Source organism: Streptomyces violaceusniger Tu 4113, assembly GCF_000147815.2.
Classification (GTDB): Bacteria; Actinomycetota; Actinomycetes; order Streptomycetales; family Streptomycetaceae; genus Streptomyces; species Streptomyces violaceusniger_A.
On record NC_015957.1, the window covers coordinates 2,261,110 to 2,280,859 of the forward strand.

Sequence of the window (19,750 nt, forward strand, 5' to 3'; positions counted from 1 at the left end):
CCGCCCATCCTGGCATTCCCGGATCAGCGGAAGGCCGCGATGGTGCGGATTGCCCAATCGGCGAAGGGACGCGGCGGACGGCCAAGGACCCGCTCGACATCGGGGCTCACCCGCTGTTCGTCGGCCGTCGGCTCGCCCAGGATGTCGAGGGTGCCGTCCGCGACGGGCTCCGGCATGAACCCCAGCATCTGCGCCCGCGCCTGCTCCCGGCTCAGCTCGGTGAACCGTACGGGCTCGCCCAGCGCGTCGGCGATCGCGTCCGCCTGTCCGCGTGGGGAGATCGGAGCGGGGCCGGTGAGCTCGTACGTACGCCCCGCATGGCCCGGCTCCCGCAGTGCCACGGCCGCGACCTCCGCGATGTCCGCGGGGTCCACGACCGGCAGTGCGACGTCGGGGAAGGGCGCCGCGATCACGCGCTCCTTACGGACGGGTTCGGCCCAGGCGAAGGCGTTCGAGGCGAAGCCCCCGGGCCGCAGGATCGTCCGGTCAAGACCCGCCCGCCGCACGGCGTCCTCGAACGCCCGCATGGGGGCGTGTGACACCGCGTCCGGACGCGTCCCGGCGGCCTGGGAGGAGAGCAGGACCACACGCCGTACGCCCGCAGACCGGGCGGTGTCCAGAAGTTCGCCGGTCGGTGCGGTTCCGGCCAGCAACTCGCCCGCGAAGAGCAGGAACAGCGCGTCGGCCCCCTCCAATGCGGGCCGCAGACTCCCTGGGTCGGCCAGATCGGCCCGATGGTGACGTACCCCCTCCGGCAACTCCGTGCCGGTGGGCCGTCGCGAAACCGCCGTCACCCGCTCGCCGGCTGCGGCGAGCGTCTCCACCAGCGGCCGACCCACATTCCCGTTCGCTCCGGTTACCACGATCATGTGCAGCTCCCCATCTCACAGTGACGGACCTTGTCCTGGCCGCGCAGCACGGTGAAGCTAGCATCGTGGGGATAGTAGGTACCTAGAGGAAAGTGACTATGTCCGAGGAACCAGAACAGCCATGTCCGATCGCCCCTGTGGTGGACATCGTCTTCAGCCGATGGACCACACCCATCCTCTGGACGCTGCATGAGCACGGCCGTCAACGCTTCGTGGAGCTGCAACGCCGGATCGGCACGATCACGCCGAAGGTGCTGACCCAGCGGCTCCGCCAACTGGAGCGCGATGGGCTGGTGCGGCGCACCTACCACCCGGAGGTTCCGCCCCGGGTGGAGTACGAGATCAGTGAGCTGGGCCGCGGCCTGGGGCCGCTGTTCGCATCGCTCGCGACCTGGTCGGTGGAGAATCTGCCCCGGGTCGAGCGGGCCCGGCTGCACTACGACGGCGCGGAAGCCGCCACTACCGGTCCCCGATGAGGCGGTCGAACGCGCCGGCCTTCGCCGCGCGTATGAAGGTGCCGAGGGCGGCGGGGGAGGTGGTGAGGATGACGTCCGGCTCGTCGCTCTCCCGGAGCGCGATGGCGCGGGGGGCGGGAGCGGCGATGTAGACGCAGTTGGATCCCTCGTGGCTGTAGGACGACTTCTGCCAGTCAGCGGGCACCTTCGCGACGTAGATGCAGTTGGAACCTTGGGCGCTGTACGAGGACTTCTGCCAGGCGGGCACGTTGGTTTCCTCTCAGGTGCTCTGCACGATGCGGTGGATGAGGTCCCTGGACGCCTTCGGCTCGAGGGTGTAGCTCTCCATACGGTCCAGCACGCTCCGGAAGTTGACGAGATGCGCCTCTGCGTCGAGCAACTGGTTGCCATGGTCTGAGTCGAGCTGGACGGTATCCAGCTGCGGTACTGAGCCCCCGAGGTAGTCGACCGACTGACCGGAGCCGGGGAAAGGCCCAGCGCCGAACGGAATTACCACGATGGTGATGTTCTCCCGCTCGCCCATCGCGATCAGGTGCTGAAGCTGTTCACGGGCCACCGTGGAACCTCACCGCGCGGATCGTATGGTCCGCCGCCCTCGCCGCGCCCGGGTTCGAGCGGGCCGAAGCGGCCTGAGTGCCGGGCCGCGACCTCGGGCTCCGAGATATTTGATCTAGCGCAAACAATTTGTCAAACGCTTCTGAGAGGGGTATCGGGAGGGTCAGCCCTCCCCGCGCTGAGGCCGCGCGAAAGGTACCGCCCCCACCGGCCTCATGCGCCACCGGTGCCCGCCTCCCACCGGCCGTCAGCCGGCGATGGCGCTGGGCCGCTCACCCCGCTGCCCATGCTCAATGGCGCCGAAGGCGCGAGACGGTGGGGCAGACAGCCGCGCCGCGTACCGTCCGACGGTGCGCGCTCGCCCGGCCCGCACGCCCAACGACACGTGCCCGACCCCACCGCACGGCGGGCCGTGCCCGCACGCACCGCACACGGGCCGTGCCCGACCCCCACCGCACAACACACGCCCGCTCGCACAGCACGCGGGCCGTGGCCGCCGGAAGTGGCGGCCACGGCCCGCGTTTCTCGCCGAACCGGTCAGCTGACCTCAGCTCAGCAGTTCCACCTCCGCCAGTGTCGACTTGTCGTCCGGCACCAGGCGGTAGTGCTCGTACGTACCGGGCGTGCGCACCGAGAAGACGCGGGTCTGCTTGTCCCAGGTGAAGGATTCTCCCGACCTTCGGTCCAGGTCCCGCCACTTCTCGCCGTCGTGCGAGCCCTGGAGCACCCATCCGGTCGGGGCCTTGCTCCGGTCGGATGAGGTCAGGGTGTACTGGACCGCGCGGCCCGCCGCCGTGACCGGGAGGTTCACCGAATCGAAGGTGGCCTCGGTGCCCGAGGTGTTGTCCAGGAGGGCCGTGCCGCCGCTCGGCACCGTCAGGTCGTGGCGCGGGGTGGGCACCTTGTCGTCCTTGGTGATGGAGGACGGCGCGGCGTTCTTCCCCGTGCCCCAGGCCGACGGCTTGGCGCCCATCGCGAACTCCAGCGTGCCGCCGCGGGCGAGGATGTCGTGCGGCAGGGCGGTGGAGTTCCACGCCTTGCCGTTGACCTTCAGGCCCTGGACGTACACGTTCTCCCGGCTGTTGCGCGGGGCCTTGATGACCAGATCGCGGCCGTTCTCCAGATGCACCGTGGCCTTGGTGAACTGCGGCGATCCGACCGCGTACTCGGAGCCGCCCATCACCAGCGGATAGAAGCCCAGCGAGCTGAAGATGTACCAGGCCGACTGCTCGCCGTTGTCCTCGTCGCCGTGGTAGCCCTGGCCGATCTCGCTGCCGGTGTAGAGGCGGGAGAGCACCTCGCGCACCTTCTCCTGGGTCTTCCACGGCTGGCCCGCCGCGTCGTACATGTACGTCACATGGTGGGCGACCTGGTTGCTGTGGCCGTAGTTGCCCATGCGGACGTCCCGCGCCTCGGTCATCTCATGGATGACGCCGCCGTAGGAACCGGCGAACTCGGGGGAGGCGGTCTCCGGGGTGGAGAAATAGGTGTCCAGCTTCTTGGCCAGGCCCGCCCGGCCGCCGTAGAGGTTGGCCAGGCCCCGGCTGTCCTGGGGCGCGGTGAAGGCGTAGCCCCAGCCGTTGGTCTCGGTGTAGTCGTAGCCCCAGATCCGGGGGTCGTACTTGTCGGAGGGCACGCGCCACTTACCCGCCGCGTCCTTGCCCTGGAAGAAGCCGGCCTTGTCGTCGAAGAGCGAGACATAGCCCTGCGCACGGTGCAGGAAGTACTCGGACTCCTCCTTGTAGCGGGCCTTCTTCGTCTTCGCGTAGAGCGCCTTGCCCATATTCGCGAGGCCGAAGTCGTTGAGATAGCCCTCCAGCGCCCAGGACAGCCCCTCATGGGTCTCGGTGCTCGTGTAGCCGAGGAAGGGCGAGCTGGCCATGCCCTTACGGCCGACGCCCGACGAGGGCGGCACGGCGGTGGCGTTCTTCAGCGCCGCCTCGTACGCCGCCTCGGCGTCGAACCGCACGCCCTTCAGATACGCGTCGGCGAAGGCCACGTCCGAGCTGGTGCCGGTCATCAGATCGGCGTAGCCCGGTGAGGACCAGCGGGAGATCCAGCCGCCGTCCTTGTACTGCTGTACGAAGCCGTCGACCATCGTGCCCGCCCGCTTGGGGGTGAGCAGCGAGTAGGCGGGCCAGGTGGTGCGGTAGGTGTCCCAGAAGCCGTTGTTGACGTACACCTTGCCGTCGACGATCTTCGCGCCGGTGTGGGTCGGGGTGTTCTCCCCGGTGCCCGGCGAGAAGGCGCTCGCGTACTGGGGACGGGGCTTCGCCGCCGTCCCCGTGTTCTCGAAAGCGGAATTGGGATAGAGGTACAGCCGGTAGAGGCTGGAGTAGAGCGTGGTGAGCTGGCCGCGGTCCGCGCCCTCGACCTCGATCCGCCCCAGGATGTTGTCCCATTCCGCCTGTGCGGCCTGCTTGACCTGCCCGAACGACCTCGACGCGGGCAGCTCCCGGTCGAGGTTGGCCTTCGCCTGGTCGACGCCTATCAGCGAGGTGGCGAGCCGGAGCGTGACGGTCCGGTCCTTCCCCGGCTTGAAGCGGAAGTAGCCGGTGACATCCTTGCCGCCGCCTCCGTCCAGCTTGCCGCTCGCGCTCACCGGGGTGTCGAAGACGCCGTAGACGAACATCCGGGTGGCGCCGGTGGACAGTCCGCTCTTGACGTCGGAGTAGCCGGTGACGACGCCGTGCTCGGCGTCGAGGGTCAGCCCGCCGTCGCCCGTGACGTTGTCGAAGAGGACGCTCGCGTCCTCACCCGGATAGGTGAAGCGCATCGCCGCGGCGTGATCGGTGGGCGCCATCTCCGCCTTGAGGCCGTTCTCGAAGGTCACCCCGTAGTAATACGGCCGGGCGGTCTCCTTCTCATGGCGGAAGGGGAGCGCGCGCGAGGTGCGCCCGGCGTCGGGGGTGCCGGTCGCACCGGACGGCATCACCTGGAAGGTCTGCCGGTCGCCCATCCAGGGGCTGGGCTCATGGCTCGCGCTGAACGCCTGGATGGTGGGGAGGTTGTCGGCGTTGTTGGCGCGGGCGTACTGGTAGAGCCAGTCGGCGGAGCCCGCGTTGGTCACCGGAGTCCAGAAGTTGAAGCCGTTGGGGACGGCGGCGGCCGGGAAGTTGTTGCCGCGCGAGAAGCTGCCGCTGGAGTTGGTGCCGCGGGTGGTCAGCGCATAGTCCGACAGATGCTCGAGCGGCTTCTCGGGCGCCTTGGGGGCGATCGAGACGTCGTCCACCCAGCCGCGGAACTGCGCGGGGCCCTTGGGGGAGTCGTACGCCACGAGTATCCGGTCGACCGTCTTGCCCGCGGCGACCGCGCCGATCCGCGACTCCTTGTTGTTCCACTGGTTGACGTAGAGCGTCTTGGAGTCGGCCTGGCCCTGCGGGCTCATCCGGGCACCGTGCTGGTCGACCGCGCCGGGCAGATCGCTCAGATAAGTGCCGTCGGTGAAGGCGAGATCGACCGAGACATGGGTGGCCGGGTAGTTGAGATCGGTCTCGGGCATCGACGGGAAGATCCGGTAGGACAGCCGGGTGTCCCGGGTGACGGCCGTGTCGACGTCGAAGACCTTGTTGTACGAGTACGCCCGGCCGTCCGGCTTGTGGGTGCCCGCGTAGCGCAGGGCATGGGTGCCGGTGAAGCCCGCGTTGGCCTTGGCGGTGGGGGAGCCGGTCGGGCCGCGGTCGATCTGGGTGCGCATGTCGGAAGGCGCGGGCGGCGTGGTGTCGCCGGTCGCGAACTGCACCTCGGCGAGCTGGATGAGGTCGTCCCCGGCGTTGCGGGTGATCTCCAGCCGGAGGTGCTGGTACGCCGTGGCGCCGCCATAAGAGAACTCCCGCGTCTGCTGGCGCGAGGAGAACGTCTCGTCCTTACGGGTGTCCAGCGTCGTCCAGTCGGAGCCGTTGGCCGAGCCCTTGAGGGTCCAGTCCTTCGGGTCCCGGCCGGGGGCGTCATTGGCGGAGGTGAGGGCGTAGCGGACGGCCTTCACCGGCTCGCTCAGATCGAACTCGAGCCAGGCGGTGGTGGTGTCGAAGGCCAGCCACTTGCTGGTGAGCTCGCCGTCGACGAGGTTCTCCTTGATCTCCCCGCCTTCGGTGTTCTCCCCGCTCGCCCGGACCTCGGTGACCTTGTCGGTGACATTGCCGGGAATCCCGGAGGAGTAGCCTCCGTCCACCCCGGACGCCTTCTTCTTGCCGTCGGGTCCGGTCTCGACCGTGTTGCGCCAGTCGGGCTGGGGGTCGCCCGACTCGAAGGACGAGGCGAAGGTGCGGTCGGCGTGGTGCGCGGAGGCCGGGCCGGCGGGTGCGGCGACCGCACCGCCCTGGGCCGTCACCGCCAGCAGGACGGCCGCCACCAGGGGGGCCGTCCGTCCGATCCCACGCCATCGTCTCTGTGGTCGTCTCTGTCGCATACGCAGCCTCTCAACGAGTCTGACAACGTTGTCCTCTGGGTCGGGCAGAGATAAGTAGGGAGGCAGGGGGAGGGTGGTGTCAAGGATGCGGACAACCGCCAATTCGGCTGCGCCCGGCGGACGGTACGACACGGGCCGTACCACCATCGGTGGTACGGCCCGCATCCATGGGGGCGTTTCGGCGCGCCCGATGGGGCTGCTTCTGGTACGTCGTCAGCCGCCGTAGTCGGACTCACCTGCCGCAGTCGGCTTCACTAGCCGCTGCCGGACTCAGCCGGCGCTGTCGGACTTGGTGGCGAGCGAGAGCCGGCACTTCTTCGCGGTGTGGGAGCTGTCCGCCTTGAGCCCGGTGACCTTGATGGTCTTGTCGGCGCCGCCCGCCACGGCCGCGTCGGACTCCACCCCGGTGGTCACGGCCTTGCCGGAGCTGTCGACGAAGCCGACCAGCAGCGAGTAGTAGGCCGTGCTGGAGCCGGAGTTGCTGATCTTCACATTGGCGTAGGGCTTGCCGTCCGAACCCCATCCGCACGTTCCCATCTTGGCGTCCGGGGTGATCAGGCCGGAGCCGCCGGTGGGGGAGTCCGACGGCTCGTCATACGGGTCGTCGGTGGGCTCCTCGGTCGGCGCCTGGGTGGGCTCCACCGGCAGTTGGGCCATGCCCTTGCCTATCGCCGCGCCGCCCTTGCTGTCCCCGGCGGACGAGCCCCCTTTGCCGGAGCCGCACCCCGCGGTGATCGCGAGTGTCGCGGTCACGACAATGCTGGTGGCGAGGGTGAGCTGCTTCCGGGACACGGGAACCGCCTTTCGGGGAGCGCGCACGGCGGCGTGCCGCACGGACTGTCCCCACCTACGGTATGTCGGGCAGGTCTCAACTCGGGAAAGACTGATACCCGATGACCTCTCGATCTTGCCCATATGAGGCCCAGTGGACTATACCTGTCGCCCCAGGGGGGAAGGCCGCACCGCGGCCCATATCGGAGGGGCCTCGGCGGGTCCTCCGCACTCCCCGGCGCACACCCAGCAATACTCCGCTTGACGCTTCAACTGACCCGCGGTGTCGGGCCCCTCGCCGGAGGCGAGTATGTACGGGAAACCGTTACACCGCCTGAGTCCTGACGAAGGCGAGGACTTGAGCATGGGATCCACCTCAGATGTCGGCCGTCGCGATCTGATCAAGCGCTCGGCGGCGCTCGGATTGATCTCCGTGCCCGCGATGAGCGCGCTGTCCGCCTGTGCCAGTGGCGGTGACGACGCCGCCAAGAAGGTCGACAAGGGCAAGAAGAGCGCCAAGAACCCGCTCGCCGTCAATGAGGGCGCCGCGCTCGACGTCGTCATCTTCGACGGCGGCTTCGGGCAGCAGTACGCCAAGGACGCCGAGGCGGAGTACGCCGCGGCCTTCCCGAAGACCAAGGGCAAGGTCAAGCACGCGGCCACCCAGAAGATCCAGACCGTGCTCCAGCCGCGCTTCAACGGCGGCACCCCGCCGGACCTCGTCGACAACTCCGGCGCCGAGCAGATGGACATGGGCACCCTGGTCGGGAAGAACCAGCTCACCGACCTCACCCCGCTGCTGGACGCGCCCTCCCTCGACGACCCGAACAAGACGGTGCGCGAGACCCTGCGCCCCGGTGTCGTGGAGATGGGCCAGTTCGACGGCAAGCCGGTGTGGATCCTCTACTACGCCTACACCGTCTACGGCGTCTGGTACTCCAAGAGCAATCTCGCCAAGCTCGACATGGAGTACCCCGAGACCTGGGACGACATGCTCAAGGTCTGCGAGGCGGCGAAGAAGAAGGGGATCGCGGGCTGGACCTACCCCGGCAAGTTCCCCTACTACCTGCCGTTCAGCCTCTACCCCTTCATCGCCAAGATCGGCGGCCGGGACGTCCTGGACTCGATCGACAACCTGGAGCCGAACGCCTGGAAGCACCCGGCCGTCAAGGCCGCCTTCGAGGCGTACTACGAGCTCTACAAGAAGGGCTACATCCTCAAGGGCACCCCCGGCCTCAGCCACATCGAGTCCCAGACCGCGTGGAACCAGGGCAAGGCGCTGTTCATCCCCAACGGCTCCTGGGTGGAGAACGAGGCGAAGAAGACCACGCCGAAGGACTTCCAGATGGCGGTGGCCGCGCCCTCCAGCCTGGACAAGAGCGACAAGCTGCCGTTCGGCACCCTGTGGGCCTCCGGCGGTGAGCCCTTCATCGTCCCGAAGTCGGCCAAGAACCCCCAGGGCGGCATGGAGCTGCTGCGGATCATGCTCGGTGAGAAGTCCACCAAGAACTTCGTCAAGCAGGTCTCCTCGCTCTCCTCCCTCAACGGCGGCACCGAGGGCCTCAGCCTGCCGCCGGGCCTGGCGTCGGCGCAGGAGGCGCTGACCAAGGCGGGCAAGAACGTGGTCAACCCGCGGCTCCAGGACTGGTACGTGACGCTGCAGAAGCAGCAGATCGGCGTCGGCGCGCTCGGCGAGATGATGGCGGGCCGGATGACCCCCGCCGAGACGATCAAGAAGTGCCAGAAGTTCGCCGATGAAACGGCCAAGGACGACGCCGTCAAGAAGTACAAGCACGTCTGATGCGGCTCCACGCGTCGCCGGCGGCATTATCCGTAGGGGAAGACCGAGGTCGGTAGAAATGCAGCATGGGAAGTACCGGTTCATCGCGGGGTTCCTGGCCCTGCCGGTGATCCTTTACGCGGTCTTCGTGATCTCGCCGTTCGTCCAGGCCATCTACTACTCCTTCACGGACTGGACCGGGCTGAGCTCCGACTACAAGATGGTCGGGTTCAAGAACTACAACTGGCTGCTGCATGACGACCTCTTCTGGAAAGCGGTCGGACACAATGTCGTGCTGCTGCTGGTGGTGCCGCTGGTGACGCTCGGCCTCGGGCTCTTTTTCGCCTTCATGCTCAATGTGGGCGGCCGAGGGAGGAAGAACTCGGCGATCTCCGGGGTGAGCGGGTCGAGCCTGTACAAGGTGATCTATTTCTTTCCGCAGGTGCTGTCGATCGCGATCGTCGCCCTGCTGTTCCAGTTCACCTACAACCCGCGCAACGGGGCGATCAACGCCTTCCTCGGCGGAATCGGCCTGGATTCGCTCCAGCAGGGCTGGCTGTCCGATCCGAAGCTGGCGCTGTGGTGCCTGATGGCGGTGATGGTCTGGAGCAACGTCGGCTTCTACGTCGTCCTCTTCTCCGCCGGGATGAGCTCCATCCCGAGGGACTTCTACGAGGCGGCGCTGCTCGACGGGGCCAACCGGATCAAGACCTTCTTCAAGATCACCCTGCCGCTGCTGTGGGACACGGTCCAGACCGGCTGGATCTATATGGGCATCATCGCGCTCGACGCGTTCGCCGTGGTGCAGATCATGACCGTGGGGCCGGGCGGCCCCGCCGACTCCACGCAGGTCATGGGCTACTACGTCTACACCAAGACCTTCCACGACGGGCAGGCCGGACGGGCCACCACGATCGGCGTCGCGATGCTCATCGTCACCCTGATCTTCGCGGTCATCGTGACCAGGCTCGGCCGGCGCGAGCGGCTGGAGTACTGATGCCGATCACACCGACCGCACCCGGCCACCGCCGCCCGACCGCCGATCTGGGGGTACCACAGTGACCTCGCACGCAGAGCCCTCGGAACTCCCGGGCGTCACCAAGGAGGACGAGGCGCCGCCCGCCGGGCCCGTCCGCAAGCAGCCGCCGCCGGGCTTCACCCCCGAGGGCCGGGTCGGCAGCGAGGGCAAGGTCCTCAACGTCTTCTCGCACGGCATTCTGGTGGTCTGGGGGCTGCTCGTCACCCTGCCGCTGCTGTGGGCGGTGATGAGCTCCCTCAAGACCGACAAGCAGATCTTCACCTCGCCCTGGGGCCTGCCCTCCGCCCTGCACTTCGACAACTGGACCCGGGCCTGGAGCAAGTCGAACATCGGCGACTTCTTCCTCAATACGATCCTGGTCGTGGGCTGCTCCCTGATCGGGACGATGCTGCTGGGCTCGATGGCGGCATACATCCTGGCTCGCTTTGAATTCCCGGGAAAGCGATTCATCTATTTCATGTTCGTCGGCGGGATGAGTTTTCCCATCATCCTGGCGCTGGTGCCGCTGTTCTTCGTGATGAAGAACATGAGCCTGCTCAACACCTTCCATGGGCTCATTCTGGTCTATATCGCCTATTCGCTGCCGTTCACGGTCTTCTTCCTCACCTCGTTCTTCAAGACGCTGCCGTCCTCGGTCGCGGAGGCGGCTCTGATCGACGGGGCGTCCCATACCCGTACGTTCTTCCAGGTCATGCTGCCGATGGCGAAGCCCGGCCTGATCAGCGTCGGGATCTTCAACTTCCTCGGCCAGTGGAACCAGTACATGCTGCCCACGGTGCTCAACACCGATGAGGACAAGCGGGTGCTCACCCAGGGTCTTGTGCAGCTCGCGGCCAGCCAGCAGTACAAGGGCGACTGGTCCGCGCTTTTCGCCGGTCTGGTGCTGGCGATGCTTCCGGTGCTCGGCGTCTATATCCTCTTCCAGCGGCAGGTCCAGGCGGGCCTGACTGCCGGCGCGCTCAAATAGGGGCGGCCGGAGAACGCTATTCACGGCCCCCGTCCTTTCCGCCGCACGGAAAGGACGGGGGCCGTGTGCTGTGGGCTGCTCAGAAGGTGCCGCCGGGCGTCCCGCGGCGGTCAGGGACTTGACGTGGGACAACCGTGGCGGCTCAGCTTAGAGTTCACATGTTGGAGACACCGCTGGGCCTCACTGTTGCGGCCCGGCCGGCGGAGCGGCCGTCGTGCCGTCCGCGAAGGCGGGAGTGGATGGGCGTGGAGACTCCGGGATCGCAGTCGTCGCTGCACCGGGCCAATCTCGAGCGGGTGGTCCGTGCGGTGCGGATTGCGGGCTCGCTGACCCAGGCGGAGATCGCCCGGTCCACCGGGCTGTCCGCCGCCACCGTCTCCAACATCGTGCGTGAGCTCAAGGACGGCGGAACGGTCGAGGTCACCCCCACCTCGGCGGGCGGCCGCCGGGCGCGCAGCGTCTCGCTCAGCGGCGACGCGGGCATCGTCGTAGGGGTGGATTTCGGCCATACACATCTGCGCGTCGCCATCGGCAACCTCGCCCATCAGGTGCTGGCCGAGGAGGCCGAGCCGCTGGATGTGGACGCCTCCTCCGCACAGGGGCTGGACCGGGCGGAGCAACTGGTCAGCAGGTTGATCACGGCCAGCGGGCTCAGCCAGGACAAGGTGGTCGGCGTCGGCCTCGGGGTGCCCGCCCCGATCGATGTGGAGACCGGCACGCTGGGCTCGACCGCGATCCTGCCGGGCTGGGCGGGCACCAATCCGCGCGATGACCTGGCGCAGCGGCTCGGGGTGCCGGTGCATGTGGACAACGACGCCAACCTCGGTGCGCTCGGCGAGCTGGTCTGGGGCTCCGGCCGCGGGGTCGCCGACCTCGCGTACATCAAGGTCGCCGACGGTGTCGGCGCGGGGCTGGTGATCAGCGGGAATATCTACCGCGGCCCCGGCGGTACGGCGGGCGAGATCGGCCATATCACCCTCGACGAGTCGGGCCCGGTGTGCCGCTGCGGCAACCGCGGCTGTCTGGAGACCTTCACCGCGGCCCGCTATGTGCTGCCGCTGCTGCAATCCAGCCATGGCGCGGATCTCACCGTGGAGCGCATGGTGCAGTTGGCCCGCGAGGGCGACCCCGGCTGCCGGCGGGTGATCGGGGATGTCGGCCGGCACATCGGCAGCGGAGTGGCCAACCTCTGCAATCTGATCAATCCGAGCCGGATGGTGCTGGGCGGTCAGCTCGCCGAGGCGGGGGAGCTGGTGCTGGGCCCGATCCGGGAGTCGGTCGCGCGGTACGCGATCCCCAGCGCGGCCCATCAGCTCTCGGTGATGCCCGGGGCGCTCGGCGGCCGGGCCGAGGTGCTGGGCGCGCTGGCGCTGGTGCTCAGCGAGATGGGAGATTCGACGCTGCTGGACGGTGCGCTCTCGGCGGGGGCTCCGGCCCTCACCTGACCGCCGGATCGCGGCCGTTGGATCCGGTCTCACCTGAGCGGCTTTGTCCGGTCACGCTCCGTCTATCCGGCCTGTCCGGCTGCGTTCACTCAGATAACGAATGGCACCGTTGCCATCTCGTTAAGGATTTACTTCTTGACGCCATGCGGGCGGCCGAGTTGACTTCCAGCCACCTCGGCCGCAATGACGCGGCCTCGTCAGGGAGGTCACCCCCAAATGAACGCAACGATGCGTCGCGTCGCTCTCGCTGCTTCTGTCGTGTCGATGACCGTAGCCCTCGCCGCCTGTGGTTCGGCGAAGGAGGCCGACAGCGGCAAGAAGGACGAGAAGAAGAAGACCGGTCCGCTCACGATCGGGCTCTTGCTGCCCGAGGACCAGACGGCCAGATACGAGAACTTCGACCGGCCATACCTCACCAAGAAGGTCAAGGCGCTCTGCGCGGAGTGCAAGATCCTTTACGTCAACGCCAAGTCGGATACGTCGGTTCAGCAGCAGCAGGTCGACTCGATGATCACCAAGAAGGTCGACGCGATCATCCTCGACTCGGTGGACTCCAAGTCCATAGCCTCCTCGGTCAGGAAGGCCGACGAGGACGGGATCCCCGTCGTCGCCTACGACCGGCTGGCCGAGGGCCCGGTCTCCGCGTACACCTCGTTCGACAACGAGACGGTCGGCAAGGTCCAGGGCCAGGCGCTGCTCGAGGCGCTGGGCGACAAGGCCAAGAGCGGCAAGGTCGTGATGCTCAACGGCTGGGAGGCCGACCCCAACGCCGCCCTGTTCAAGAAGGGCGCGATGTCCGTCCTCAAGGGCAAGGTGAACGTCGGCAAGTCGTACGACATCGACCGCTGGCTCGCGGACAAAGCCAACGAGGCCATGACGGGCGCCATCTCCTCCCTCGGCAAGAAGAACATCGTCGGCGTCTACTCGGCCAACGACAGCATGGCGGGCGGCGCGATCACCGCGCTCAAGAGCGGCGGCTTCAACCCGCTGCCCCCGGTCACCGGCCAGGACGCCGAACTCGAGGGTGTGCGCCGGGTCGTCACCGGTGAGCAGTACATGAGCGTCTACAAGTCCTACCTGGACGAGGCCGCCGCCGCCGCGGAGATGGCCATCGCGCTCGGCCGCGGCGAGAAGGTCAACGAGTCCAACACGGTCGACAGCCCGACCACCAAGCACATCCCGGCGACGCTGATCACCCCGATCTCGCTGACCAAGAAGAACATCAAGGACACCGTCGTCAAGGACGGGAACTACACGGTCGCCCAGATCTGCACCGCCAAGTACAAGGCGGCGTGCGACGCGGCCGGTCTGAAGTAGCGGCGCGGGGCCGTCCGTCCTCCGCGGACGGCCCGCCCGCCCCCTGACACACCCCCCAACCGAGGGGAGAGCGCGCTCTCCCCTCCGTCACACAGCAGGGATCTCCCTGCCCGGAACGGAGCTGGCCATCGTGCCGAACGGACCCGTGTTGGCGTTGCGCGGGATCTCCAAGCGGTTCGGCGCCGTCCAGGCGCTCACCGACATCGATCTGGAGGTCCACGCCGGTGAAGTCGTCGCCCTGGTGGGCGACAACGGCGCCGGCAAGTCGACCCTCGTCAAGTCCATCGCCGGAGTCGGCCCCGCCGACGAAGGCGTCATCGAGTGGCAGGGCAAGTCCGTCCAGGTCACCCGGCCGCACGACGCCCAGGAGCTGGGCATCGCGACCGTCTACCAGGACCTCGCCCTCTGCGACAACATCGACGTCGTCGGCAACCTCTTCCTCGGCCGCGAGATCCTGCGCGCCGGGGTGCTCGACGAGGTCGAGATGGAGCGGCGCTCCCGTGAGCTGCTGCAGACCCTGTCGATCCGCATCCCCAGTGTGCGGATCCCGATCGCCTCGCTCTCGGGTGGCCAGCGGCAGACCGTCGCCATCGCCCGTTCGATGCTCGGCGAGCCCAAGCTGGTGATCCTGGACGAGCCGACCGCCGCTCTCGGTGTCGAGCAGACCGCGCAGGTCCTCGACCTGGTCGAGCGGCTGCGCGACCGCGGCCTCGCCGTCATCCTCATCAGCCACAACATGGCCGACGTCAAGGCCGTCGCGGACCGCGTCGCGGTGCTGCGGCTGGGCCGTAACAACGGCATCTTCGATGTGAAGACCACCTCTCAGGAAGAGATCATTTCCGCCATCACCGGCGCCACGGACAACGCCGTGACCCGTCGCAAGGCGCGTAGCGGGGAGGTCGCGAAGTGACCACGAACGTCGACAAGAGCAACGGCGGCGCGTCGAACGGCGGCAACAAGGCGAGCGGCCCGGCCGACGTCAACCCCGTCGCCAAGGACGCGGTCACTGTCGTCGACCCCCGGCTGCTGGTCCGTCAGGAGGGGTTCAAGGGCTATCTGGCGGAGTTCGGCCGGAAGATGCGCAGCGGCGATCTGGGCGCGGTCCCGGTCATCGTCGGCATCGCCATCATCTGGGCGGTCTTCCAGTGGAAGGACAGCGCCTTCCTCTCGCCCAAGAACCTCTCCGACCTCTCCATCCTGCTCGGCGGCACCGGCATGATCTCGGTCGGGATCGTCTTCGTGCTGCTGCTCGGTGAGATCGATCTGTCCGTCGGCTCGCTCAGCGGTCTGGCCGCGGCCACTTTGGCGGTGCTCAACGTCAACGAGGGCGTGCCCGAGGGGATCGCGGTGCTCGCCGCGCTCGCCAGCGGCGCGGTGCTCGGCGCGCTGCACGGCTTCTTCTTCGCCAAGATAGGCGTCCCGGCCTTCGTGGTGACCTTGGCCGGTCTGCTGGCCTGGAACGGTCTGATGCTCCAGGTGCTCGGCACCACCGGCACCATCAGCATCGCGGACGACAGCTTCGTGCGGGATCTCACCGCCCACTACTTCAGCCAGCTCATCGCCGCGTACGGGGTGGCCGCGCTGGCGACGGCGGGCTTCTTCCTCGCCCAGTTCCTGGACAGCAGGCGCCGTAAGGCGGTCGGCGTGCCCTCGCGGCCGCTGAGCGAGATCCTGGTCCGCACCGGCGTGCTCGCGGTGATCGCCTTCACCGCGGCCTGGCGGCTGAACGAGTACAAGGGCCTGCCCCTCGCCCTGGTGATCTTCGTGGCGGTCCTGGTGATCCTCGACTTCGTGGTCCGGCGCACCGCCTACGGGCGCAAGGTGATCGCCCTGGGCGGCAGCGTCGAGGCCGCCCGCCGCGCGGGCATCAACGTCGTCGCGATCCGGATCTCGGTCTACTCGCTGGCCGGGCTGATGGCCGCCTTCGGCGGCATCATGATCGCCTCCCGGATCGGCTCCGCCAGCCAGCAGGCCGGCACCGGCAACCTGCTGATGGAGGCCATCGCGGCCGCGGTCATCGGCGGCACCAGCCTCTTCGGCGGCCGGGGCTCGGTCTGGTCGGCGCTGCTCGGCATGCTGGTCATCGGCTCGATCTCGTCGGGGATGAACCTGCTGGGCGTCGCGAACTCCGTCCAGTACATGATCACCGGTGGCGTGCTGCTGGCCGCCGTCGTCATCGACTCGGTGTCGCGCAGGACACAACGGTCCGCGGGTCGCGGCTGACCCGCACGTCTCACCCGGCCGCCCGGTGCCTCCACGGAGGCGCCGGGCGGCTGTCTGAAAAGAACACGCGTGACGGACATCGCATGGGGGGAGGTCTGCGCCGGAGGGCGGAACATTAGACTCGGGCGGACTGGCAAGCTCCATGGAGACGCTCGAAGCAAGGAGGCACGGGTGCTGCTGACCCGCATCACGGGACCGCGCGATCTGGACCGGCTCACTCCGGAGGAGCTGGACCAGCTGGCCGCGGAGATCCGCTCCTTCCTCGTCGACGCCGTCTCCAAGACCGGTGGCCATCTCGGCCCCAATCTCGGCGTGGTGGAGCTGACCATCGCCCTGCACCGGGTCTTCGAGTCGCCCCGGGACAAGGTGCTGCTGGACACCGGGCACCAGTCGTACGTCCACAAGCTGCTCACCGGCCGCCAGGACTTCTCCAAGCTCAAGAGCAAGGGTGGTTTGTCCGGTTATCCCTCGCGGTCCGAGTCCGAGCACGACGTCATCGAGAACAGCCACGCCTCGACCGTCCTCGGCTGGGCCGAGGGCCTCGCCAAGGCCAATGAGCTGCTAGGCAAGCAGGACCACGTGGTCGCCGTGATCGGCGACGGCGCGCTGACCGGCGGTATGGCCTGGGAGGCGCTCAACAACATCGCCGCCGCCAAGAACCGCCCGCTGGTCATCGTCGTCAACGACAACGAGCGCTCCTACGGCCCGACCATCGGCGGCCTGGCCAACCATCTCGCCACCCTCCGGACCACCGACGGCTATGAGCGCTTCCTGGCCCGCGGCAAGGACCTGCTGGAGCGCACCCCGGTCGTCGGCAGGCCGCTGTACGAGACGCTGCACGGGGCCAAGAAGGGGCTGAAGGACTTCATCACCCCACAGGGCATGTTCGAGGACCTGGGGCTGAAGTACGTCGGCCCGATCAACGGCCATGACATCGAGGCGCTGGAGTCGGCGCTGCAGCGGGCGAAGCGTTTCGGCGGCCCGGTCATCGTGCACTGTCTCACCGAGAAGGGCCGCGGCTACCAGCCCGCCCTGCAGGACGAGGCGGACCGCTTCCACGCCGTCGGCAAGATCCACCCGGACACCGGGCTGCCGATCTCGGCCTCCGGTGCCGACTGGACCTCGGTCTTCGGCGAGGAGATGGTCAAGCTCGGCGAGGAGCGCGAGGACATCGTCGCGATCACGGCGGCCATGCTGCACCCGGTGGGGCTCACCGAGTTCGCCAAGCGCTTCCCGGAGCGGGTCTACGACGTGGGCATCGCCGAGCAGCACGCGGCCGTCTCGGCGGCCGGGCTCGCCACCGGCGGACTCCACCCGGTCTTCGCCGTCTACGCCACCTTCCTCAACCGCGCCTTCGACCAGGTCCTGATGGATGTGGCCCTGCACAAGTGCGGGGTGACCTTCGTGCTGGACCGCGCCGGTATCACCGGCACCGACGGGGCCTCGCACAACGGCATGTGGGACATGTCGCTCCTGCAGGTCGTCCCGGGTCTGCGGATCGCCGCCCCGCGCGACGCCGACCAGGTCCGCGCCCAGTTGCGCGAGGCCGTGGAGGTGGCGGACGCGCCGACCGTGGTGCGCTACTCCAAGGGCGCGGTGGGCCCGGCGGTCGCGGCCGTCGGCAGCATCGGTGGCATGGATGTGCTGCGGGAGCCCGCGGCGGCCGACTGTGAGCGGCCCGATGTGCTGCTGGTCTCGGTGGGCGCGCTGGCCCCGATGTGTCTGGAGATCGCCGGCCTTCTCGACAAACAGGGGATTTCCACTACGGTGGTCGACCCTCGCTGGGTCAAGCCGGTCGACGAGGAGCTGCCCGCCCTCGCCGAGCGCCACCGCGTCGTCGTCACCGTCGAGGACAACAGCCGGGTCGGCGGTGTGGGCTCCGCCGTGGCCCAGGCGCTGCGCGACTCGGGCGTCGACATGCCGGTGCGCGACTTCGGTATCCCGCCGCGCTTCCTCGACCATGCCTCCCGTAAGGAGGTCATGGCGGAGATCGGGCTGACCGCACCGGACATCGCCCGCCAGGTCACCGGGCTGGTCTCCAGGATCGGCGGCCGCTACGGGAGCGAGTCCGCGGACGCGGGCTCCGGCGCCGATGTGACCCGGTCGGCGACGGCCGAGCCGGTGCGCGACTGAGCCACCGGGCCGCCGCCCCCTTTCCGCCCGGGCCGGCCGGAGCCTCCTGCTCCGACCGGCCCAGCGTGCGTCCCCCGGGCCCGCCCCCATCGGGTGAATCGGCCGGGGCTTCGGGTGTGCGCACCTCCCTCCCGCCCGGTTGCCAGAACCATGGGCGCCCACGGGGCACGGGCAGGCGTGGAGGTGGCATCGGTGAGCGAGCGGGAACCCGAGGGCCGCTCCGGCGGCGGCACTGGTGGCGATACCGGCCGTAAGGACCGGCCGGACTATCTGCGGACGAAGTCGATCGAACAGTCCATCAAGGACACCGAGGAGCCCGAGCACGCCCTCACCCGGTCCCTGTCCGCCCTGGACCTCACGGTCTTCGGCGTCGGTGTGATCATCGGGACCGGCATCTTCGTCCTCACCGGGGCCGTCGCCAAAGAGCAGGCGGGCCCCGCGACCGCCCTCGCCTTCGTCGTCGCGGGCATCGTCTGCGCGCTGGCCGCCCTCTGCTACGCCGAGTTCGCCTCGACCCTGCCGGTGGCCGGGTCCGCGTACACCTTCTCGTACGCCTCGCTGGGCGAGCTGCCCGCCTGGACCATCGGCTGGGACCTGGTGCTGGAGTTCGCGCTCGGCACGGCCGTGGTCGCGGTCGGCTGGGCCGGCTACGTCCGCTCGCTGCTGGCCAACGTCGGCTGGGAGCTGCCCGCCGCCCTGTCCGGGCCCGACGCGGCGCACGGCTTCTCCTTCGACGTGCTCGCCGCCGCGCTGGTGCTGGCGCTCACCGGGATCCTCGTCCTCGGGATGAAGCTGTCGGCGCGCGTCACCTCGGTGGTGGTCGGGGTGAAGGTGACCGTGGTGCTGCTGGTCATCATCGCGGGTTCCTTCTTCATCGACCCGGCCAACTACCACCCCTTCATCCCCGAGGCCAAGGGCACGCTCTCGGGCTCGGGACTCACCGCGCCGCTGATCCAGCTGATGTTCGGCTACCAGCCGACGACCTTCGGCGTCGAGGGCATCTTCACCGCCGCCGCCGTGGTCTTCTTCGCCTTCATCGGCTTCGACGTGGTGGCGACCGCGGCGGAGGAGACCAGGAACCCCCAGCGGGACATGCCCCGGGGCATCCTCGGCTCGCTCCTCATCTGCACCGTGCTCTACGTCGCCGTGTCGATCGTGGTCACCGGGATGCAGAAGTACACCCGGCTGACGGTGGACGCCCCGCTCGCCGACGCCTTCAAGGCCACCGGACACCCCTTCTACGCGGGCGTCATCAGCTTCGGCGCCGCGGTAGGGCTCACCACGGTGTGCATGATCCTGCTGCTCGGCCAGAGCCGGGTGTTCTTCGCGATGAGCCGGGACGGGCTGCTGCCCAGGGTCTTCTCCCGGGTGCACCCGCGCTTCCGCACGCCCTACCGCTCGACGATCCTTCTCGGCACGCTCATCGCCGTCGTCGCCGGGTTCACCAGCATCTCCCAGCTCGCGGCCCTGGTGAACATCGGCACGCTCTTCGCCTTCGTCGTCGTCGCGCTCGGCGTTCTGATCCTCCGCCGCACCCGGCCCGATCTGCCCCGCGCCTTCCGTACGCCATGGGTGCCGGTGCTGCCGATCGCGTCGGTGGCCGCCTCGCTGTGGCTGATGCTCAATCTGCCCGCCGAGACCTGGCTGCGGTTCGCGGTGTGGATGGCCATCGGCCTCGTCGTCTACTTCCTGTACGGGCGCCGCCACAGCAGGGTGACCGAGGTGGGGACGCGTACGGAGCAGGGCCCGCGGGGAGCCGCCTGACCC

Annotated in this window: 15 protein-coding genes; 10 read left to right on the plus strand and 5 right to left on the minus strand. The window is 68.6% G+C overall.

Annotation, left to right across the window (positions count from 1 at the left end):
• Positions 1–23: 23 nt before the first annotated feature.
• The gene (locus STRVI_RS09950; protein ID WP_014055509.1) at positions 24–869 is read right to left on the minus strand and encodes an NAD(P)H-binding protein; all 846 of its coding nucleotides are present in this window, start codon (positions 867–869) and stop codon (positions 24–26) included.
• A 98-nt stretch (positions 870–967) separates the two neighbouring features.
• On the opposite strand from STRVI_RS09950, the gene STRVI_RS09955 reads away from it, so the two are divergent.
• Complete coding sequence (locus STRVI_RS09955) at positions 968–1,345, plus strand: winged helix-turn-helix transcriptional regulator (protein ID WP_014055510.1); 378 nt, start codon at positions 968–970, stop codon at positions 1,343–1,345.
• Here the strand turns inward: STRVI_RS09955 and STRVI_RS09960 are convergent.
• The 4 genes from STRVI_RS09960 to STRVI_RS09975 all read right to left on the minus strand — a co-directional run bounded on the left by STRVI_RS09960 (position 1,329) and on the right by STRVI_RS09975 (position 7,100).
• Positions 1,329–1,592, minus strand: coding sequence for a DUF397 domain-containing protein (locus tag STRVI_RS09960; protein WP_014055511.1), 264 nt, complete (start codon positions 1,590–1,592; stop codon positions 1,329–1,331). The genes STRVI_RS09955 and STRVI_RS09960 overlap by 17 nt on opposite strands.
• 12 nt (positions 1,593–1,604) lie before the next feature.
• Positions 1,605–1,901, minus strand: a complete 297-nt coding sequence (locus STRVI_RS09965) for a Scr1 family TA system antitoxin-like transcriptional regulator (RefSeq protein WP_208949129.1) — start codon at positions 1,899–1,901, stop codon at positions 1,605–1,607.
• 546 nt (positions 1,902–2,447) lie between these two features.
• The gene (locus STRVI_RS09970; protein ID WP_043235679.1) at positions 2,448–6,308 is read right to left on the minus strand and encodes a GH92 family glycosyl hydrolase; all 3,861 of its coding nucleotides are present in this window, start codon (positions 6,306–6,308) and stop codon (positions 2,448–2,450) included.
• 270 nt (positions 6,309–6,578) lie between these two features.
• Complete coding sequence (locus STRVI_RS09975) at positions 6,579–7,100, minus strand: PT domain-containing protein (RefSeq protein ID WP_106685641.1); 522 nt, start codon at positions 7,098–7,100, stop codon at positions 6,579–6,581.
• 343 nt (positions 7,101–7,443) lie between these two features.
• On the opposite strand from STRVI_RS09975, the gene ngcE reads away from it, so the two are divergent.
• The 9 genes from ngcE to STRVI_RS10020 all read left to right on the plus strand — a co-directional run bounded on the left by ngcE (position 7,444) and on the right by STRVI_RS10020 (position 19,747).
• Entirely contained in the window at positions 7,444–8,880 is a 1,437-nt protein-coding gene (gene ngcE / locus STRVI_RS09980; protein WP_014055514.1) for an N-acetylglucosamine/diacetylchitobiose ABC transporter substrate-binding protein, read from the plus strand.
• 58 nt (positions 8,881–8,938) lie between these two features.
• Complete coding sequence (locus STRVI_RS09985; protein ID WP_014055515.1) at positions 8,939–9,856, plus strand: carbohydrate ABC transporter permease; 918 nt, start codon at positions 8,939–8,941, stop codon at positions 9,854–9,856.
• 61 nt (positions 9,857–9,917) lie between these two features.
• Positions 9,918–10,865 carry a carbohydrate ABC transporter permease gene (locus tag STRVI_RS09990; protein ID WP_014055516.1) on the plus strand — a complete coding sequence of 316 codons (948 nt, stop codon included), beginning with the start codon at positions 9,918–9,920 and terminating at the stop codon, positions 10,863–10,865.
• 245 nt (positions 10,866–11,110) lie between these two features.
• Positions 11,111–12,310 carry an ROK family transcriptional regulator gene (locus STRVI_RS09995; protein WP_043238350.1) on the plus strand — a complete coding sequence of 400 codons (1,200 nt, stop codon included), beginning with the start codon at positions 11,111–11,113 and terminating at the stop codon, positions 12,308–12,310.
• A 216-nt stretch (positions 12,311–12,526) separates the two neighbouring features.
• A complete protein-coding gene (locus STRVI_RS10000) occupies positions 12,527–13,627 on the plus strand; it encodes a substrate-binding domain-containing protein (RefSeq protein WP_014055518.1) in 1,101 nt (366 codons plus the stop codon).
• A gap of 130 nt (positions 13,628–13,757) precedes the next feature.
• The gene (locus tag STRVI_RS10005; RefSeq protein WP_014055519.1) at positions 13,758–14,537 is read left to right on the plus strand and encodes an ATP-binding cassette domain-containing protein; all 780 of its coding nucleotides are present in this window, start codon (positions 13,758–13,760) and stop codon (positions 14,535–14,537) included.
• Positions 14,534–15,850 (plus strand): sugar ABC transporter permease, encoded by a 1,317-nt coding sequence (locus tag STRVI_RS10010; RefSeq protein WP_014055520.1) that lies wholly within the window; start codon positions 14,534–14,536, stop codon positions 15,848–15,850. Before STRVI_RS10005 ends, STRVI_RS10010 begins: the two co-directional genes overlap by 4 nt.
• Positions 15,851–16,021: 171 nt before the next feature.
• Positions 16,022–17,983 (plus strand): 1-deoxy-D-xylulose-5-phosphate synthase, encoded by a 1,962-nt coding sequence (gene dxs / locus STRVI_RS10015; RefSeq protein ID WP_014055521.1) that lies wholly within the window; start codon positions 16,022–16,024, stop codon positions 17,981–17,983.
• Between the two features lie 192 nt (positions 17,984–18,175).
• Positions 18,176–19,747, plus strand: a complete 1,572-nt coding sequence (locus tag STRVI_RS10020; RefSeq protein WP_014055522.1) for an amino acid permease — start codon at positions 18,176–18,178, stop codon at positions 19,745–19,747.
• The last annotated feature ends 3 nt before the right edge of the window (positions 19,748–19,750 follow it).